This is a genomic window from Kitasatospora sp. NPDC058190, assembly GCF_042883685.1.
GTDB lineage: Bacteria > Actinomycetota > Actinomycetes > Streptomycetales > Streptomycetaceae > Kitasatospora.
The window spans coordinates 15,665-31,635 of record NZ_JBHVVI010000014.1 but is presented as its reverse complement, the minus strand read 5'-3'; the positions used below and the strand labels follow the sequence as shown (position 1 = coordinate 31,635).

The 15,971-nt window shown below is 74.1% G+C and carries 11 protein-coding genes; 8 read left to right on the top strand and 3 right to left on the bottom strand.

Annotated elements, in window-relative coordinates:
- Positions 1–19: 19 nt before the first annotated feature.
- Positions 20–1,204 (top strand): thiolase family protein, encoded by a 1,185-nt coding sequence (locus ACFVWU_RS09050; protein WP_387617318.1) that lies wholly within the window; start codon positions 20–22, stop codon positions 1,202–1,204.
- A gap of 101 nt (positions 1,205–1,305) precedes the next feature.
- A complete protein-coding gene (locus ACFVWU_RS09045) occupies positions 1,306–2,502 on the top strand; it encodes an alpha/beta hydrolase family protein (RefSeq protein ID WP_387617316.1) in 1,197 nt (398 codons plus the stop codon).
- Positions 2,503–2,612: 110 nt separating this feature from the next.
- Here ACFVWU_RS09045 and ACFVWU_RS09040 read toward each other — a convergent pair whose 3' ends face one another.
- On the bottom strand, positions 2,613–3,155 hold the full coding sequence (locus tag ACFVWU_RS09040; RefSeq protein ID WP_387617314.1) for a winged helix-turn-helix transcriptional regulator: 543 nt from the start codon (positions 3,153–3,155) through the stop codon (positions 2,613–2,615).
- Positions 3,156–3,275: 120 nt separating this feature from the next.
- Here ACFVWU_RS09040 and ACFVWU_RS09035 point away from each other — a divergent pair, with 120 nt between their 5' ends.
- The 3 genes from ACFVWU_RS09035 (at position 3,276) to ACFVWU_RS09025 (ending at position 9,228) form a co-directional block, all read left to right on the top strand.
- Positions 3,276–4,757, top strand: a complete 1,482-nt coding sequence (locus tag ACFVWU_RS09035; protein WP_387617312.1) for an MFS transporter — start codon at positions 3,276–3,278, stop codon at positions 4,755–4,757.
- 319 nt (positions 4,758–5,076) lie between these two features.
- The gene (locus tag ACFVWU_RS09030; protein ID WP_387617310.1) at positions 5,077–8,700 is read left to right on the top strand and encodes a SpoIIE family protein phosphatase; all 3,624 of its coding nucleotides are present in this window, start codon (positions 5,077–5,079) and stop codon (positions 8,698–8,700) included.
- A gap of 123 nt (positions 8,701–8,823) precedes the next feature.
- Positions 8,824–9,228 (top strand): nuclear transport factor 2 family protein, encoded by a 405-nt coding sequence (locus ACFVWU_RS09025; protein WP_387617308.1) that lies wholly within the window; start codon positions 8,824–8,826, stop codon positions 9,226–9,228.
- 155 nt (positions 9,229–9,383) lie between these two features.
- Here ACFVWU_RS09025 and ACFVWU_RS09020 read toward each other — a convergent pair whose 3' ends face one another.
- On the bottom strand, positions 9,384–10,451 hold the full coding sequence (locus ACFVWU_RS09020; protein ID WP_387617306.1) for an S-adenosylmethionine:tRNA ribosyltransferase-isomerase: 1,068 nt from the start codon (positions 10,449–10,451) through the stop codon (positions 9,384–9,386).
- Complete coding sequence (locus ACFVWU_RS09015; protein ID WP_387617304.1) at positions 10,448–11,203, bottom strand: SDR family oxidoreductase; 756 nt, start codon at positions 11,201–11,203, stop codon at positions 10,448–10,450. Before ACFVWU_RS09015 ends, ACFVWU_RS09020 begins: the two co-directional genes overlap by 4 nt.
- Positions 11,204–11,592: 389 nt before the next feature.
- Between ACFVWU_RS09015 and ACFVWU_RS09010 the strand changes: the two genes are divergently transcribed.
- The 3 genes from ACFVWU_RS09010 (at position 11,593) to ACFVWU_RS09000 (ending at position 15,395) form a co-directional block, all read left to right on the top strand.
- Complete coding sequence (locus tag ACFVWU_RS09010) at positions 11,593–12,798, top strand: cytochrome P450 (protein WP_387617302.1); 1,206 nt, start codon at positions 11,593–11,595, stop codon at positions 12,796–12,798.
- 349 nt (positions 12,799–13,147) lie between these two features.
- Positions 13,148–14,203: a type III polyketide synthase gene (locus tag ACFVWU_RS09005; RefSeq protein WP_387617300.1), complete on the top strand. Its 1,056-nt coding sequence runs from the start codon at positions 13,148–13,150 to the stop codon at positions 14,201–14,203.
- 334 nt (positions 14,204–14,537) lie between these two features.
- Positions 14,538–15,395 (top strand): DUF1259 domain-containing protein, encoded by an 858-nt coding sequence (locus ACFVWU_RS09000; protein ID WP_387617298.1) that lies wholly within the window; start codon positions 14,538–14,540, stop codon positions 15,393–15,395.
- The last annotated feature ends 576 nt before the right edge of the window (positions 15,396–15,971 follow it).

Genomic DNA, 15,971 nt, shown 5'->3' with positions numbered 1-15,971 from the left:
ACAGGAGAGGCGGCCCGCCATGCGCGATGCCGTGATCGTCGAAGCCGTCCGCACCCCCGTCGGGAAGGGCAAGCCGGGCGGCTCCCTCTCCGACGTCCACCCGGTGGAGCTGCTCGCCCACACCCTCCAGTCCCTGATCGGGCGCAGCGGCATCGACCCGGCCCTGGTCGACGACGTGATCGGCGGCTGCGTCGACCAGGTCGCCGAGCAGGCGATGAACACCACCCGCTACGCCTGGCTGGCGGCCGGGTTCCCGGACTCCGTACCGGCGACCACCATCGACCGGCAGTGCGGCTCCTCCCAGCAGGCCGTGCACTTCGCCGCGCAGGGGGTGATCGCCGGAGCGTACGACGTGGTGGTGGCCTGCGGGATCGAGTCGATGAGCCGGGTGCCGATGTGGTCCAACGTGCCGCCCGGGGCGGACCCGTTCGGCGCCTCGGTCGCGGCCCGCCACCCGGGCGGGCTGGTCCCGCAGGGCGTCAGCGCCGAACTGATCGCCGCCAAGTGGTCGATCACGCGGGAGGCGATGGACGAGTTCGCGGCCGGTTCGCACGCCAAGGCGGCCCGGGCCCACGCCGAGGGCCGCTTCGCGGACGAGCTGGTCCCGGTGGAGACACCCGGCGGGCTGGTGACCATGGACGAGTCGGTGCGCCCGGGCACCACGCCCGAGGTGCTGGCAGGCCTGCGCCCGGCCTTCGCCGACCCGTCCTACGCCGAGCGCTTCCCGCAGATCGCCTGGTCGGTGACGGCGGGCAACAGCAGCCCGATCAACGACGGCGCCTCCGCCGTGCTGATCACCAGCAGCGAGACCGCCGCCCGGCTCGGCCTGCGTCCGCTGGCCCGGCTGCACTCCTTCGCGGTCACCGGCTCGGACCCGCTGCTGATGCTCACCGGCGTGCTGCCCGCGACCGAGAAGGTGCTGCGCCGCTCGGGCCTCTCGCTCGCCGACATCGACCTGTTCGAGGTGAACGAGGCCTTCGCCAGCGTGGTCCTGGCCTGGCTGCAGGAGACCGGCGCCGATCCGGCCCGGCTCAACGTCAACGGCGGCGCGATCGCCCTCGGCCACCCGCTGGGCGCCAGCGGCACCCGGCTGATGACCACCCTGGTGCACGAACTGCGCCGCAGCGGCGGGCGGTTCGCCCTGCAGACCATGTGCGAGGCGGGCGGCCTGGCCAACGCCACGATCCTGGAGGCGATCGGCTGATCCCGCCCGCCCCCTAGGGGCGAAAGGGGGGCCTCCCGGAAGGGATCAGTACGTCGCTGAGTGGACGTCAGTTCCGGTGCCCGCGACCTACCTTCGGTCGCATGAGCCGACTTCGCACAACCGCCGCCGCGGCAGCCCTGTTGCTCGCGCTGCCGCTGTCCGTCGCCGCCGCCGCACCGGCCCTGGCCGCGCCCGCGCCGGCCGCCTCGGCCGGTGCCAACGTCACCGCCACCGCCACCGCCCCGACCGCCGTCCACGTCCAGCTTCCGCGCCCGACCGGGCCGTACGCGGTCGGGCGGGAGGACCTGCACCTGGTCGACCAGGGCCGTCCGGACCCGTGGGTCCCCTCCGCCGGTCCGCGTCAGCTGATGGTCTCGATGTACTACCCCGCGCACGCCGGGACGGGTAGCCCGGCCCCGTACATGACCGCCGCGGCCGCCCGGCTACTGCTGGACGGGAAGCTCCCGGGCCACTCCATCCCGACCGAGTCGGTGACCGACACCCGGACCTGGGCCGAGTCCGGCGCACGCCCGCAGGGCGGCCACTACCCGATGGTGGTGCTCTCGCCCGGCTTCACCATGCCTCGCGCCTCGCTCACCAGCCTCGCCGAGGACCTGACCAGCCGCGGGTACGTCGTGGCCCTGGTCGACCACACCTACGAGAACACCGGGACCACCTTCCCCGACGGGCAGACGCTGCCCTGCGTCATGTGCGGCAAGTTCCACACCTGGGAGGCCTGGAAGGGCCTGGAGGAGAGCCGGGCGAAGGACGTCTCCTTCGTGATCGACCAGCTGACCGACCGCCCCCACCCGGCCTGGCAGTACGCCCGCATGATCGACCGTGACCGGATCGGCATGGCCGGGCACTCGATCGGCGGCGCGTCCAGCGTCCCGGCGCTGGTGACCGACGACCGGATCCAGGCCGGGGTCGACCTGGACGGCACCATGGAGTACCCGGTGCCGGAGTCCGGGATCGGCGGTAAGCCGTACCTGATGATCGGCCACCCGCTGCCCGGCGGCGAGGACTCCAGCTGGACCGAGAACTGGCCCCGGCTCGACGGCTGGAAGCAGTGGCTGACCGTCGACGGTACCAACCACAGCAGCTTCACCGACTACCCGCTGTTCTCCGAGGCGTTCGGCATCCCTCAGGACCCGGGCACCACCGTCTCGGGCCGGCGAGCCATCGACCTCACCCGCCAGTACGTCGGCGCCTTCTTCGACCTCCAGCTGAAGGGCGTCGAGCAGCCGCTCCTCGACGGGCCGACCGCCGCCAACCCGGAGGTCCGGTTCCACAGCTGACCCCTGCGCCCCGCGAGGCCGTCGGCGACCCGCCGACGGCCTCGTCGGCGTGCGGGCCCGGGCTCCGTCCGGGTCCGGGCCCAGGCCAGGGCCCGGGCCTGGACGTCGATCTAGGCCGCCGCTGCCGCCGAGGCGATCGGTTCGAGCAGCAGGTGGGGGCGGACCAGGGCTCGGGAGACGGCGTCCTCGCGTCGGCCGACCGCGCGGGCGGGGTTGGGGCGCATGGCGACCTCGACCGGCGGGACGGGCCCGCCGCCGCACTTCGGGCAGGCGCCGACGGGATCCAGGTCGGTGCCGCAGGCGGCGTGCGCGAACAGGTGGTGCGGGCCGCCCTCGGTGGCGTGCCGACCGCCCCAGCGGCTCAACTGGTAGAGCGGGCCCCAGAGTTCGAGGCCGACCTCGGTGAGCAGGTAGCCGTGGCGCAGCGGCGCCTGCTGGTACGGCTCCTTGCGCAGCACCCCGGCGGCGACCAGGGCGTTCAGGCGCGCGGTGAGGACGGCGCGGGGGATGCCGAGGTGGGCGAGGAAGTCGTTGAACCGCTGCACGCCGTAGAACGCGTCGCGCACGATCAGCAGGCTCCAGCGCTCGCCGACCACCTCCAGCGCGCGGGCCAGTGCGCAGTCCTGCAGTTCGTAGTCGGTTCCCAGCGCCATGCGGGTCAGCGTAGTCCACCCGACCTGTGGGTTCAATGAACAGACCACAGGTGGTAGCGTGCCGCCGAGACGAAGGTTCATTCACCAGACCCATCGGTCCGCGCTCCGGAGGGAACACCCATGTCCCCCGCACCAACCGGCTCCTCCCCCGCCCCATCGGCCGTGTCCGTCCGGCCCGGCGCCACACTGGCCGTGACAGCGGCGGCGACCGCCCTGGTCACCGTCGCCTACACCGCCCCCACCGCCTCGCTCGCCGCCACCGCCCGGGCCGCCCACCTCGGCGCCTCCGGCCGCACCTGGATCCTCACCGGCACCCTGGTCGGCATCTCGGCACTGCTGCTCACCGCCGGCAGCGCCGCCGACGACCACGGCCGCAAGCGGGTCTTCACCTTCGGCGTGGCTCTGTTCGCCGCCGCCGAGGCCCTGGCCGCACTCGCCCCCGGCGGCGCCGTCTACCTGGCCGCCCGGGTGCTGCTCGGCATCGCCTCGGCCGCCGTCCTGGCACCCGCGCTCGGCCTGATCAGCCACGCCCACCCGCCGGGGCCCGCCCGGATCCGGGCACTCGGGATCTGGGGCGCGGCCGTCGGCCTCGGCATCGCGGTCGGACCGGTCTACGGCGCGCTGGTCCAGCAATGGGCCGGCTGGCGCACGGTCGGCGGCGGACTCGCGGTGGTCTCGGCCGCCGTGGCCGCCTGCGCCGCCGTGTACCTCACCGAGTCACGGGCCGAGCGGCCCCGCGCGCTCGACCCGTACGGCGTGCTGACCCTCGCCGTCGGGACGTCCGTGCTGATCGCCGGACTGGCCGAGGGCCGCGGCGGCTGGGGGCGGCCGGTGGTGGCGGCGCTGCTCGCGGGCGGAGCGCTGCTGCTGGCGGCCTTCGCCGTGGTCGAGGCGAAGGTCCGCGAGCCGATGCTCGACCTCGCGCTGTTCCGCAGCCCCGGCTTCATCGCCGCCACCGGCGGGGCGCTGTTCACCGGGCTCTCGCTGGTCGGCTTCATGAGCTACCTGCCCACCCTGCTCCAGGGCGTGCTCGGCCTGTCCGGCCTGGCGGCGGGCGGCGTGCTCGCCCTGTGGTCGGGCCTGTCGGTGGTCTCCGCCCTCCAGGCCCGTCGGCTCGCCGCGCACCTGCCGGCCACCGCACAGGTCGCCCTCGGCCTGCTGGTCTGCGGCCTGGGCGAAGCCGGGCTGTACGGGCTCACCCCCGGCTCCTCCTGGCTCCGGCTGGCACCCGGCCTCGCGGTCGCGGGGATCGGCAGCGGCGTCCTCAACGCGGCCCTCGCCCGCCTGGCGGTCAGCAGCGTCCCGGCCCACCGCGCCGCGATGGGCTCGGGCGCCAACAACACCTCCCGCTACCTGGGTTCGGCCCTCGGCGTGGCCGTGACGGTCGCCGTCGCCGGCTCCGCCCGCGCCGCTGCCCCGGGCCCCGAGGCGGCAGCCCGTGCCCTCGCCACGGGCACCGACCGCGCCGTCCTGGTCGCCGCCGCCCTCTGCCTCATCGGCGCCGTGCTCGCGGTCGCGGCCCGCCGCGCCGAGGCCCGCGACAAGACCCTCGCCGAAGCCGAGCCGACGGCGCCGGCCCGGGAACACGCCGCCACCCGGTGACCCGCGACCGAGAACGCCGACGGCCCGCACCACCGGCGCCCTCCAGCGGCGCCGTCCCCTACCTCATCGGCCCGGCACCGGCACTCACCACGCGGAGGCCCGCACCGGGCCGGCGGTCGCCGCGAACGCGTCGACGGCGGGCCCCGGCACGGGCGCGCGCGGGCAGCGGCCCGGGTGGCCGGGGCGGCCACGAGGGGCGCGGGCCGGGGGCCGCGTGCGACGATGGCAGGGCTGGTGGGAACGATCTCCGGGCGGGTCTCTGGCCATGGTGAACGACGAAGGGCGGCGCCAGGGGGAGCCGCGGCGGGATGCTCTGCTGGTGCCCATCGCCACGGCGCTGATCGAGGCCGACGGGCGGATCCTGCACTGGAGCTCCGACGCGGAGGCACTGCTCGGTTACCGTGCGGACGAGGCGGTGGGGCAGAAGGCGGCGAAGCTGCTGACCTCGGACGAGACGCGGCCCGAGGTGCTGGAGCTGTTCGGGCAGATCCTGGAGGGCCTGGAGTGGTCCGGGGTGTTCCCGGTGCGGCACCGCGACGGGCACCTGGTGAACCTGGAGTTCCGCACGCACCCGATCCGGGGGCCCGGTGGGGCGCCGCTGGTGCTGGCCGTTGCGTCCGAGGTGACGACGCTGCACCGGATCCAGGCGGATCTGGCCGTGCTGGACGGGTTCTTCTCCCAGTCCCCGGTCGGCATGGCGGTGTACGACACCGAGCTGCGCTTCGTGCGGCTGAACGAGGCGCTGGCCCGGGCGAACGGGCTGCCCGCCGACGACCACCTGGGCCACCGGCTCACCGAGCTGATGCCGGGGATCAACAGCGCCGAGGCCGAGGCGGTGATGCGGCGGGTGCTGGCGGGCGGTGAGCCGGTGGTGGACCTCCGCACGCACGGGCGCACCCCGGAGGATCCGCAGCACGAGCACGCCTGGTCCGCGAACTACTTCCGGCTGGCGGACCGGGCCGGGCGGGTGCTCGGGGTCAGCGCGACCGTCATCGACAGGACCGAGCGTTACCGCGCCGAGGCCCGGGCGGCCCGCGCGCAGGAGCGGCTCGCCCTGCTGGTCGACGCGACCGCCACGATCGGCACCACCCTCGACCTGCGGCAGACCGCCCGGGAGCTGGCCGACGCGATGGTTCCCAGGCTCGCCGACGTCAGCGGGGTGTTCGCGCTGGAGGCGCTGGTGGCGGGCGGCAACGTCGAGCCGCCTGCCCCGGAGGCCCCGCAGCTGGTGCGCCGCCTGGCGCTGACCACCACCGACCCGCTGTATCCGGCCGAGGCGCTACCGGTGGACGCGGTGTACGAGCTGCCGGCTGACTCCCCGTACCGCCGGGCGCTGACCACCGGGCGCACGGTGGTGGTGCCGTCCTGGGAGCTGACGCCGCTCAGCGAGGACCTCAACGAGAGCCACCGCCAGGCGTACCTGGGCGACCGGCCGCGTCCGGTGCGGATCACGCCGCTGGTGGCGCGCGGCACGACGCTCGGCATGGTGGTGTACTCGCGGCGCAGCGACCGGGAGTCCTTCGCGGCGGCCGACATCACCCTGGGCGACGAGCTGGCCTCGCGGGCCGCCGTCGCGATCGACAATGCCCGGCTGTACCTGCGCCAGCACCAGACGGTGCTGGCCCGGCAGCAGGCGCTGCGCGAGGCGAAGGCCGCGCAGGAGCGGCTCGCGCTGGTCAACGAGGCCTCCACCCGGATCGGCACCACGCTCGAAATCGGCCGGACCGCACAGGAGTTGGCCGAGGTGGCGACGCCCCGACTGGCCGACACGGTGGTGGTGGAGGTCTTGGAGGAACTGGTCCGGGGCGAGCGGGAGGCCCGTGCCGCGCCGGACGGTTCGGCGCTGCTGCGGCGGATCGCCTTCCACTCGGTGCGCGGCTCCACCCTGGCGCCGATCGACCGGCTGGGCGGGGCGCACCGCTTCCTGCCCAGTTCGCCGTACGCGTGGAGCCTGGCGCACCGCAAGCCGGTGCTGGTGCCGCGGATGGACGAGGAGGGCATGGCCTGGTTCGCCGACGACCCGGTGCGCACCGCCGCCGTACGGGAGCAGAACGTGCTCTCGTTCATGGTGGTCCCGCTGATCGCGCGGGGCAGCGCGGTCGGTGTGGCGGGTTTCTACCGGACCATGGTGGAGCGCCCGTACGAGGACGAGGACCTCGCGCTGGCCGGGGAGTTGGCGGTGCGGGCGGCGGTGTCGATCGACAACGCGCTGCTGTTCACCCGGGAGCGCGACGCGGCCGCCGCCCGGCAGCGGGCGCTGGACGAGGCCTGGGCCGCCCAGCAGCGGCTGGGCCTGCTGAACGAGGCCAGCAACCGGATCGGCACCACGCTCGATCTGCACCGCACCGCCCAGGAGTTGGTGGAGGTGGTGATCCCGCGCTTCGCCGACTTCGTCACCGTGGACCTGCGCGAGGCGGTGCTCAGCGGCGAGGAGGCCGGGCCGATGCCCCGGGACGGCTCGGTGCTGATGCGGGCGGTGGCGGTCGGCGAGGTGGCCCAGGACGGCACCGTGACGGAGGCCGCCGACCAGGTCGGCGAGACCTCGCAGTCCGCCGAGGTGTACGCGCAGAGCCTGCGCACCCGGCGCTCGACCCTGATCTCCGAGGTGACCGAGGAGGAGCTGCGCCGGATCGTCGCCTCGCCCGACCGGGTACAACCGGGACTGGACGCCGGGATCCACTCGTACCTGATGGTGCCGTTGGTGGCGCGCGGACTCGTGCTGGGCGGCGCGGAGTTCGTCCGCACCCGCAACCCGGTGCCGTTCGGCCCGGCGGACCGTTCACTGGCGGAGGAGTTGGCCGCCCGGACGGCGCTGGCGATCGACAACGGGCGGCTCTACCGCCGGGAGCGGGACACCGCGCTCACGCTCCAACGCAGCCTGCTGCCACAGGAGATCCACCGTACGCTCGGCTTGGAGCTGGCCTACCGCTACCTGCCCAGCAGCGTGGTGAGCGAGGTCGGCGGCGACTGGTTCGACGTGGTACCGCTCTCCGCCGGCCGGGTCGCGCTGATCGTCGGCGACGTGATGGGCCACGGCATCCGGGCCGCCGCCACCATGGGCCAACTCCGGACCGTGGCCCGGACGTTGATCACCCTCGAACTGGACCCGGCGCGGGTGCTGTACCGGTTGGACGAAGCCACCACCGCGCTCGGCGAGGGGCAGTTCGCCACCTGCGTGTGCGTGGTGTTCGACCCGGTGGACCGCCGCTGCACTGCGGCCTGCGCCGGGCACCTGCCGCCCGTGGTCGCCGACGCCGAGGGCAACGCCGACCTGGTCGACCTGCCGCCCGGCGCGCCGCTCGGGGTCGGCGGAGTCCCGTTCGAGAGCGTGGAGTTCACCGTCCCCGATGAGGGCATCCTGACCCTCTACACCGACGGCCTGGTCGAGCGCCGGGGCCGTGACCTGGACGAGGGCCTGACCCTGCTGCGCCGTACCGTCGCGGACCGGCGCCGCACGCTGGAGCAGACCTGCGACGCCGTCCTGACCCGGCTCACCGGCCGCACCTCCGAGGACGACATCGCGGTCATCATGGCGCAGGTCCGCCCGCGGGGCGCGGACCGGATCGCCATCCTGCCGCTCACCGGCGACCGCGCGATGGTCGCCCACTCGCGCCGCTTCACCCGCGAGACGCTGGCCGACTGGGGGCTCACCGCGCTCGCGTACTGGGCCGAGCTGCTCGCCAGCGAGCTGATCACCAATGCCCTGGTGCACGCCGGATCCCCCACCCAACTGAGGCTGTTCTGCAACCGGGTGCTCACCGTGGAGGTCGCCGACCGGGGGAGCGAGGCGCCCCGGATCCGCCGCGCCGACATCGAGGACGAGGGCGGGCGCGGCATCCACCTGGTCAACGAGCTGGCGCACCGCTGGGGCACCCGCCGGACCAGGGACGGCAAGGTGGTCTGGTTCGAGCTGGAGCTGCCGCCGGGCTTCTCGACCGATTAGACCTGCATGGACAACGGATGGTTGTCAGGCTGCCTGTGGGGTTGTTGGCCGCCACCGCCACCGCCGGGCTTTGCTGGTGCCACGGCGGGAGAGCCCCGACCGAACGCGCCAGAGGAGCCCGCCATGCAGCAGCCCGACGCCCGCACCGTCGTCACCGACTACGTCACCCTCCTCGCGGCGGGCGAACTCGACGCCGCCATCGCCCTGTTCGCCGAGGACGCGACCTGGACCTACCCGGGCGGCCTCGCCCTGTCCCGCACCTGGCACGGCAAGCAGGAGATCTTCGGTGAGTTCCTCGGCCAGGTCGGCGCCCTGTTCGCCGCCGACGGCCTGCCGACCATCACCCTCACCCACGTCCTCGCCGACGGGCCGCAGGCGGTGGCCGAGTGGACCACCGTCGGGAAGGCCGCCAACGGCGCCGCGTACGAGAACCACTGCCTGGGCGTGTTCACCGTGGAGAACGGGCTGATCACCGCCGTCCGCGAGTACCTGGACACCCACCACGTGGCGCAGACCCTGCTGGCCTGAGCGGCGCCCCCGGATCGGCACCGGGATCGCCTCGCCCGCCCGCGCGGGCCCGGACTGGCGGGGAATCATCGCTCCCCCGCCCTGGCCGACCGCCGTGCGGGGCCGCCGGACACCAACGGGGGATCGCGGCCTACGCCCCCGCCGGCTGACCTCGGTCAGTCCGGCAGCAGCAGGTTCACGTCCCCGAACTCGTGCCACAGGTAGCGATGCCGGACGGCCTCGCGGTAGCAGGCCGCCAGCAGCGGACGGCCGGCGACGGCGGCCAGCATCAGCAGGTGCGAGGCGCGGGGCTCGTGCCAGCCGGTGAGCAGGCCGTCGACGGCGCGCACGCCACGCTCCGGGGTGATCACCAACTCCGTCCAGCCGTCGGCCTCCTGGAGCGTGCCGTCGGGCTCGGCGGCCGACTCCAGGGCGCGGACCACGGTGGTGCCGACGGCGATCACCCGGCCGCCCTCGGCCCGGACGTGACCGGCCAGCCGGGCGGTGGCCGCCGGGACGTGGAAGCGCTCGGCGTACGGGGCCTCGTGCGCCTCCGGCGAGGCCACCCCGGTGTGCAGGGTGACCGGGGCGACCAGCACGCCCCGGCCGGCCAGCCGGGCCACCACCTCGGGGCCGAACGGGCGGGCCGCGCTGGGCATTTCGCTGCTGCCGGGGACGGCCGCGAAGACCGTCTGGTAGGCCTCGATCGGCCAGTCGCGGTCCGTGTAGCCGTACCGGATCGCCCGACCGTGCAGCTCCAGGTAGCGCAACAGCCCTTCGGGCAGGTCGAGTTCGGCGTACCAGAGGCGGGTGGTGAACGGCTCGGCCAGCTCGGCCGTGCCGCCGTCCGGCAGGCCGATCCGCAGGCCCGGGCGGGCCGGGGACCGTCCCGGCGGGTAGTGCGCCGCCGCCTGCCCGGGCACCACCTCCCGCAACTCCACCAGGTAGCCGCCGCGTTGGTCCGGCTGGGCGGAGGAGAGGTGCAGCGCGACCGGCGCGCCGTCGGGCAGCCGGCCCGGCAGGGCTGCCGGGAGGGTGGCCGAGTTGTTGACCACCAGCAGGTCGCCGGGCCGCAGCACCTCGGGCAGCTCGGTGAAGCGGCGGTGCTCGATGCCGCCGGAGGCGCGCCGGCCGACCAGCATCCGTACGCCGTCCCGGGCCCCGCCGCGGGCCTCCGCCGGTGCGCGGGCGGAGAGTTCGGGCGGAACGGTGAGGCCGAGGCCGAGATCGGTCAGGGCCGTCATCGCCCACCCCGGTCGGCGGCGGCCGCCACCAGGTCCTCGGCGCGGTAGCGGCCGGAGGGGGTGCGGTCGCGCAGCAGGCCGAGCAGAACGGGTGCGACCCGCTCGGGCAGGGGCTCGCCGGAGATGTCCTCGCCGGGGCTCGCCTCCTGCAGCATCCGGGTGCGCATGCTGCCCGGGTCGACCGCCCAGACGCTCAACTCCGCCTCCTCCCGGGCGAGTACGGCGGTGGCCAGGTCGAGCGCGGCCTTGCTGGCGCCGTAGCCTCCCCAGCCGAGGTAGGGCACCACCGCGGCGTCCGAGCTGATGTTGAGGACGGCGCCGGAGCGGGCGCGCAGTTGGGGCAGGACGAGTTGGGTGAGCGCGATCGGGGCGAGCGCGTTGACCTCGAAGGTCTCCAGCAGGTCCGGCAGCGGGAAGTCGGCCAGCCGGGGCAGCGGCTCGGCGCCGGGGGCGGGGGCGCCGTTGAGCGTGCCGGCGTTGTTGACCAGGAGGCTCGCACCGCCGAGTCCCTCGGCAGCCTCGGCCAGGCGGGCGCGGTGGTCGTCGTCGACGATCGAGCCGGGCAGGGCCACCACCTCGGTGACGGCGGCCAGGGCCGCTTCGGCCTCGGCGAGTTCGGCAGCGCCCCGGGCGGTGATCACCAGCTGCCAGCCCTCGGCGGCGAGGGCGTGCGCGAGCGCCAGACCGAGTCCTCGGGAGGCGCCGGTGACCAGGGCGACGGGGGCGGGGGCGGGGTGCGGTGCTGCGTTCATGGGGCAACGATCCCGCCGCCGGGGCGAGCGGTGGATCGGTCGCCCGGCTCGGGAGCGGTCATGCGTTCGTCCTCGACCGACGGGCCGTCCTAGGACCCGGCCTCCCAGCCCTGGGGGCCGGTCCGGGCGGCGAGGGTACGGCGCCGGTGTCGGCTCGCCCAGCGTGGCCTCGCGGTGGCCGTGAGCAGCCGGGCGGCGGACCGGCGCGCGGCGGCCGGGGCGACCGCGTGCCAGGGGAACCGGACGCTGCTGCCGCTGATCAGCCCGGATGAATTACCGGCGGTCCCGCGCCTCCACCGGTGTGTGCGGCCGACCGATCGGGTACGGGTGGTCAGTCCATTCCATCCGCCCTCCCATCCGGCCCGCACGGCCCAGACCTGGAGGTCCGCATGTCCACCGACTCCAGCGCACGGAACTGCCCGTTCGACTTCGCCGAAGCCCTCGAGTTCGACCCGACGCTCCGGCAGCTCATGAACGACGCACCGGCCAGCCGCATCCGCCTCCCCTACGGCGAGGGGGAAGCCTGGCTCGTCACGGGGTACGACGACGTGCGCACAGTGACCACCGACCGGCGTTTCAGCCGCCACGCCATCGTCGGCCGGGACTTCCCGCGCATGACTCCCGAGCCGATCGTCCAGGCCGAGGCGATCAACGTCATGGACCCGCCCGCCAGCGCCCGCCTGCGCAGCCTGGTGTCCAAGGGCTTCACACCCGACCACATCGAGCGGATGAGGGACCGCACCCAGCACGTGGTCAACGAGCTGCTGGACCGCATGCGGGACCAGGGTCCCCCTGCCGACCTCATGGAGCACCTGGCCCACCCGCTCCCGCTGATCACGATCTGCGAGGTCCTGGAGATCCCCGAGGCCGACAGCGCACAGCTGCGCGCCAACGCCCGGACGATGATGAACATGGACCTGGACAACAAGCCGGACGCGGTGCGGGCCAAGGCGGACCTGCGGGCGTACTTCGCCGAACTGACGGCCGAACGACGCAGGAACCCCGGTGACGACCTGATCAGCGCGCTGGCCACGGCCCGCGACGGGGACGAGGTCCTCGACGAGCGGGAACTCACCGTGATGGCCATGGTCCTGCTGATCACCGGCCAGGACACCACGACGTACGAGCTCGGCAACCTCTCGTACACCATCCTCACCCGGCCGGACGTGCGCGCCACCCTGAGCGAGCGGCCCGAGATGCTCCCCCAGGTGATCCAGGAGATGCTGCGCTTCATCCCCTTCCGCAAGGGCGTCGGCATCCCCCGGGTGGCCCTTGAGGACGTGGAGCTGAGCGGGGTGACGATCCCGGCGGGGGACATCGTGCACGTCTCCTACCTGACCGCCAACCGGGACGGCCGCAGGTTCGAGCGGCCCGACGAGCTGGACCTGGAGCGGACCACCCCCTCCCACATGACCTTCGGCTGGGGCGCGCACCACTGCCTCGGCGCGCCGCTGGCCATCACCGAACTCGAAGTCGCCTTCGGGACCCTGCTGGAGCGCTTCCCCCGGATCGCGCTGGCGAAGCCGGCCGCGGAGCTGGCGTGGAACACCTCGTCGATCTGGCGCTATCCGCTCGGGCTGCCGGTCACCTGGTGACGGTGCTCCCCCACGTTCCGGCGCCCTCCTGCCGCCGGCTCGCTCCCGGCATCGCCGCGCACGTCGGCCCGCGCACCTTGGAGTGTGCGGGCCGACGTGCGTGCTGGACCCACCTTCCGTAGATTGGGCTGACGTGGCCCGAACCAACTCGCGGCCGGCGCAACCGCCCGCACAGCGAGCAACCGAACCTCGCTCTGCCGGCTCGTCTGCCGCGCCGTTGGGCCCCGCCCGGTGAGTCCCGCCGCCGCGCCGGCTCCACGCGTCCGGCTCGCAGCGGCTGCCGTCGAGTACTGAATTCCCCGCCTCGCCAAGGTCGCACCGGGAACTCCGCCCGTCAGGAGGAAGTCCCATGGCCGTTCTGTGTAAGCCGGCGATAGCCGTGCCGGAGCACGTCATCACCAACGAGGAAACCCTCGAACTGGCGCGCAGGCTCCACCGCGACCATCCCCAGCTCGATCTGGCGTTGCGCCTCATCAAGAACACCGGGGTGCAGAAGCGGCATCTGATCCAACCCATCGACGTGGTGCTGAAGCACCCGGGGTTGGACGAGCGGAGCGCCGTCTTCGAGACGGAGTCCAAGGCCCGCGTCCCGGCGGTGGTGGTCGAGGCCCTCGCAACGGCCCAAGTGGAGCCGTCAGAGATCGACCTGATCGTCTATGTGTCGTGCACCGGCTTCATGATGCCGTCGCTCACGGCGTGGCTGATCAACAAGCTGGGCTTCCGGCCGGAGACCCGGCAGCTGCCGATCGCCCAACTGGGCTGTGCGGCCGGTGGCGCGGCGGTGAACCGGGCCCATGACTTCTGCTCGGCCTACCCGGGCGCCAACGTGCTGATCGTGGCCTGCGAGTTCTGCTCGCTGTGCTACCAGCCCACCGACCTGGGTGTGGGATCGCTGCTGTCCAACGGCCTGTTCGGCGACGGGATCGCCGCCGCCGTGGTCCGGGGCGAGGGCGGCACCGGGATCCGGTTGGAGCGCAACGGCTCGTACCTCATCCCGAACACCGAGGAGTGGATCTCCTACGCGGTCCGCCCCACCGGGTTCCACTTCCAGCTGGACAGGCGGGTGCCGGGGACGATGGAGCCGCTCAGCCCTGCCCTGCGTGCGGTCGCGGAGCAGCACCAGTGGGACGTGGGCATGCTGGACTTCTACATCGTCCACGCCGGCGGTCCGCGGATCCTGGACGACCTGAGCCGCTTCCTGGGCGTGCCGCCCGAGGCGTTCCGCTTCAGCCGCGCCACCCTCACCCAGTACGGCAACATCGCCAGTGCGGTCGTGCTCGACGCCCTGGCCCGGATGTTCGACGAGAAGTCGGCTCTCAACGGCCACCACGGGCTGCTGGCCGGGTTCGGCCCGGGCATCACCGCCGAGATGTCCCTGGGCACCTGGGCGGCGTCCGGTTCCTGACCGAGAAGTCGAGCCGCTCCCCCATCCAATCCTTCGTCCGGCCGCCGGCACACCCCGGCGGCCGGTCCAGACGGGAGCCGTCACCCGGGCGCCGCCGTGGCCACCACGCGGGGACCGGCTCCCGTACTCGCCCCGGGCCCTGGAGGTACCTGTGAAAACCGAAGACGCAACCCCCGGGAACCCTGTTCCCCCCGCTGTAGCGCGACGACCACTGCTGACGGCGGCCGGGCTGATGCCAGTACTCGTCGGCCTGGCGGGGGATGCGACGACGGGGACGGCCGCGGCCCGTGATCCCGGCGGCACGAGACCGGTCGCGGCCCATGATCACGGCGGCATGGGGCCCGCCCCCATCCCGGTGAGCACCCGCGAGGCGGACTGGGGCGACGTCGCGCACACCCTCGGCCGCCCGGGCAACCTCATCCGCAGGACCTACCACCACACGCCCTTCCCGCGGCACGACCTGCGCGTGGTCAGCCGCGGCATCGACATCACCCCCGGGCTCGCGCTGGGCTCGCACGCCTCCTTCGCCCGGTACGACGACGGCAGCATCCTGATGATGGGCGATCTGGTGGTGACCGCGGACGAGCTGCCGGCGTTCACCGACGCCCTCCGGGCTCAGGGGATCGCCCTGACCGCCATCCACAAACACCTCCCGGCGCAGTCGCCGGACGTCTGGTGGACCCACGTCTGCGCCCACGGGAAGGACGGCAGGGCGCTGGCCCGCGGGCTGCGGGCCGCGCTCGACCGCACCGGCACTCCGGCACCGCGCCCGGCCAGACCGCTGCGGCCCCTCGATCTGGACACTGCCGGCATCGACGCCGCGCTGGGGGCCCAGGGCAACAGCGGCGAGGACGTCCACGCGTGCGTCTTCGTCCGCCGCGAGACCCTCGTCGACGAAGGGCACGTCCTGCCACCCGGCCTGGGCGCGACCTCGGCCTTCAACTTCCAGCCGCTCGGCGGGGGGCGGGCCGCGCTCAGCGGCGACCTCGCCATGGTCGCCGGCGAGGTCCAGGAAGTGATCGGGATATTGCGGCAGGGCGGCATCGAACTCGTCGAACTCCACAACCACGGCCTGACGGACGAACCGCGCCTCTTCTTCACCCACATCTGGGCCCAGGGCAATGCCGTGGACCTGGCCAGAACGGTCCACCGCGCGGTCGCCGCCACCAATGTCGTGCCGGCCACCACCTGAATGACCGGCGCAGCCACCCGGCCTTCCCCCGTCGTGCCCGGCGAGTGTCGGGCACGACGGGCGCGGCCGCACGCCACCGGCGCGCACCAGGCGCTCGCGCCCGCACGACGTGGCCGCCGGACGTCTCGGAATACCGGCCACCCCGGGATGCCGGGGCCACGCGCGGATGCGGTCGCGATGCAGAGCGCGCGAACCCCGCTGATACTGAGCCAGCGGGGCGGTTACCAAGCGCGGCGCGAGCCGCACGGTCAGCCACCGCCAGGCCCGCGCACCGTCTTGTGCGCGGCAGCCTCTGGGCGGGGCGGCCGGCGACCACGGCCGGCAACCATCTGCCCGGCGGCACACCGACCGCCGGGTCCCGGACAGAGAGACCGAGGATGCTGAACCGACGAGACCTCCTCAGGGCCGCCACCATAGGCGGCCCAGTGGCCCTCTTCCCATGGGGCCTCACACCAAGCCTGGCCCAGAGCGCGCCAGCCGCACTGCCGGTCGCTCATACCGGCTCGGAGACCAGGCGGCGGGCCGCCCGGATCGTCCCCTTCGCACACGCCATGCCGGTGCCCCCGGTGCTGAGTC

What these genes read in the sequence shown, in the direction of transcription:
- ACFVWU_RS09005 (WP_387617300.1), top strand. Translation starts at nt 13,148, where the DNA reads ATGGCCGTTCTGTGTAAGCCGGCGATAGCCGTGCCGGAGCACGTCATC.
- ACFVWU_RS09050 (WP_387617318.1), top strand. Translation starts at nt 20, where the DNA reads ATGCGCGATGCCGTGATCGTCGAAGCCGTCCGCACCCCCGTCGGGAAG.
- ACFVWU_RS09045 (WP_387617316.1), top strand. Translation starts at nt 1,306, where the DNA reads ATGAGCCGACTTCGCACAACCGCCGCCGCGGCAGCCCTGTTGCTCGCG.
- ACFVWU_RS09040 (WP_387617314.1), bottom strand. Translation starts at nt 3,155, where the DNA reads ATGGCGCTGGGAACCGACTACGAACTGCAGGACTGCGCACTGGCCCGC.
- ACFVWU_RS09020 (WP_387617306.1), bottom strand. Translation starts at nt 10,451, where the DNA reads ATGACGGCCCTGACCGATCTCGGCCTCGGCCTCACCGTTCCGCCCGAA.
- ACFVWU_RS09000 (WP_387617298.1), top strand. Translation starts at nt 14,538, where the DNA reads ATGGGGCCCGCCCCCATCCCGGTGAGCACCCGCGAGGCGGACTGGGGC.
- ACFVWU_RS09025 (WP_387617308.1), top strand. Translation starts at nt 8,824, where the DNA reads ATGCAGCAGCCCGACGCCCGCACCGTCGTCACCGACTACGTCACCCTC.
- ACFVWU_RS09010 (WP_387617302.1), top strand. Translation starts at nt 11,593, where the DNA reads ATGTCCACCGACTCCAGCGCACGGAACTGCCCGTTCGACTTCGCCGAA.
- ACFVWU_RS09035 (WP_387617312.1), top strand. Translation starts at nt 3,276, where the DNA reads ATGTCCCCCGCACCAACCGGCTCCTCCCCCGCCCCATCGGCCGTGTCC.
- ACFVWU_RS09015 (WP_387617304.1), bottom strand. Translation starts at nt 11,203, where the DNA reads ATGAACGCAGCACCGCACCCCGCCCCCGCCCCCGTCGCCCTGGTCACC.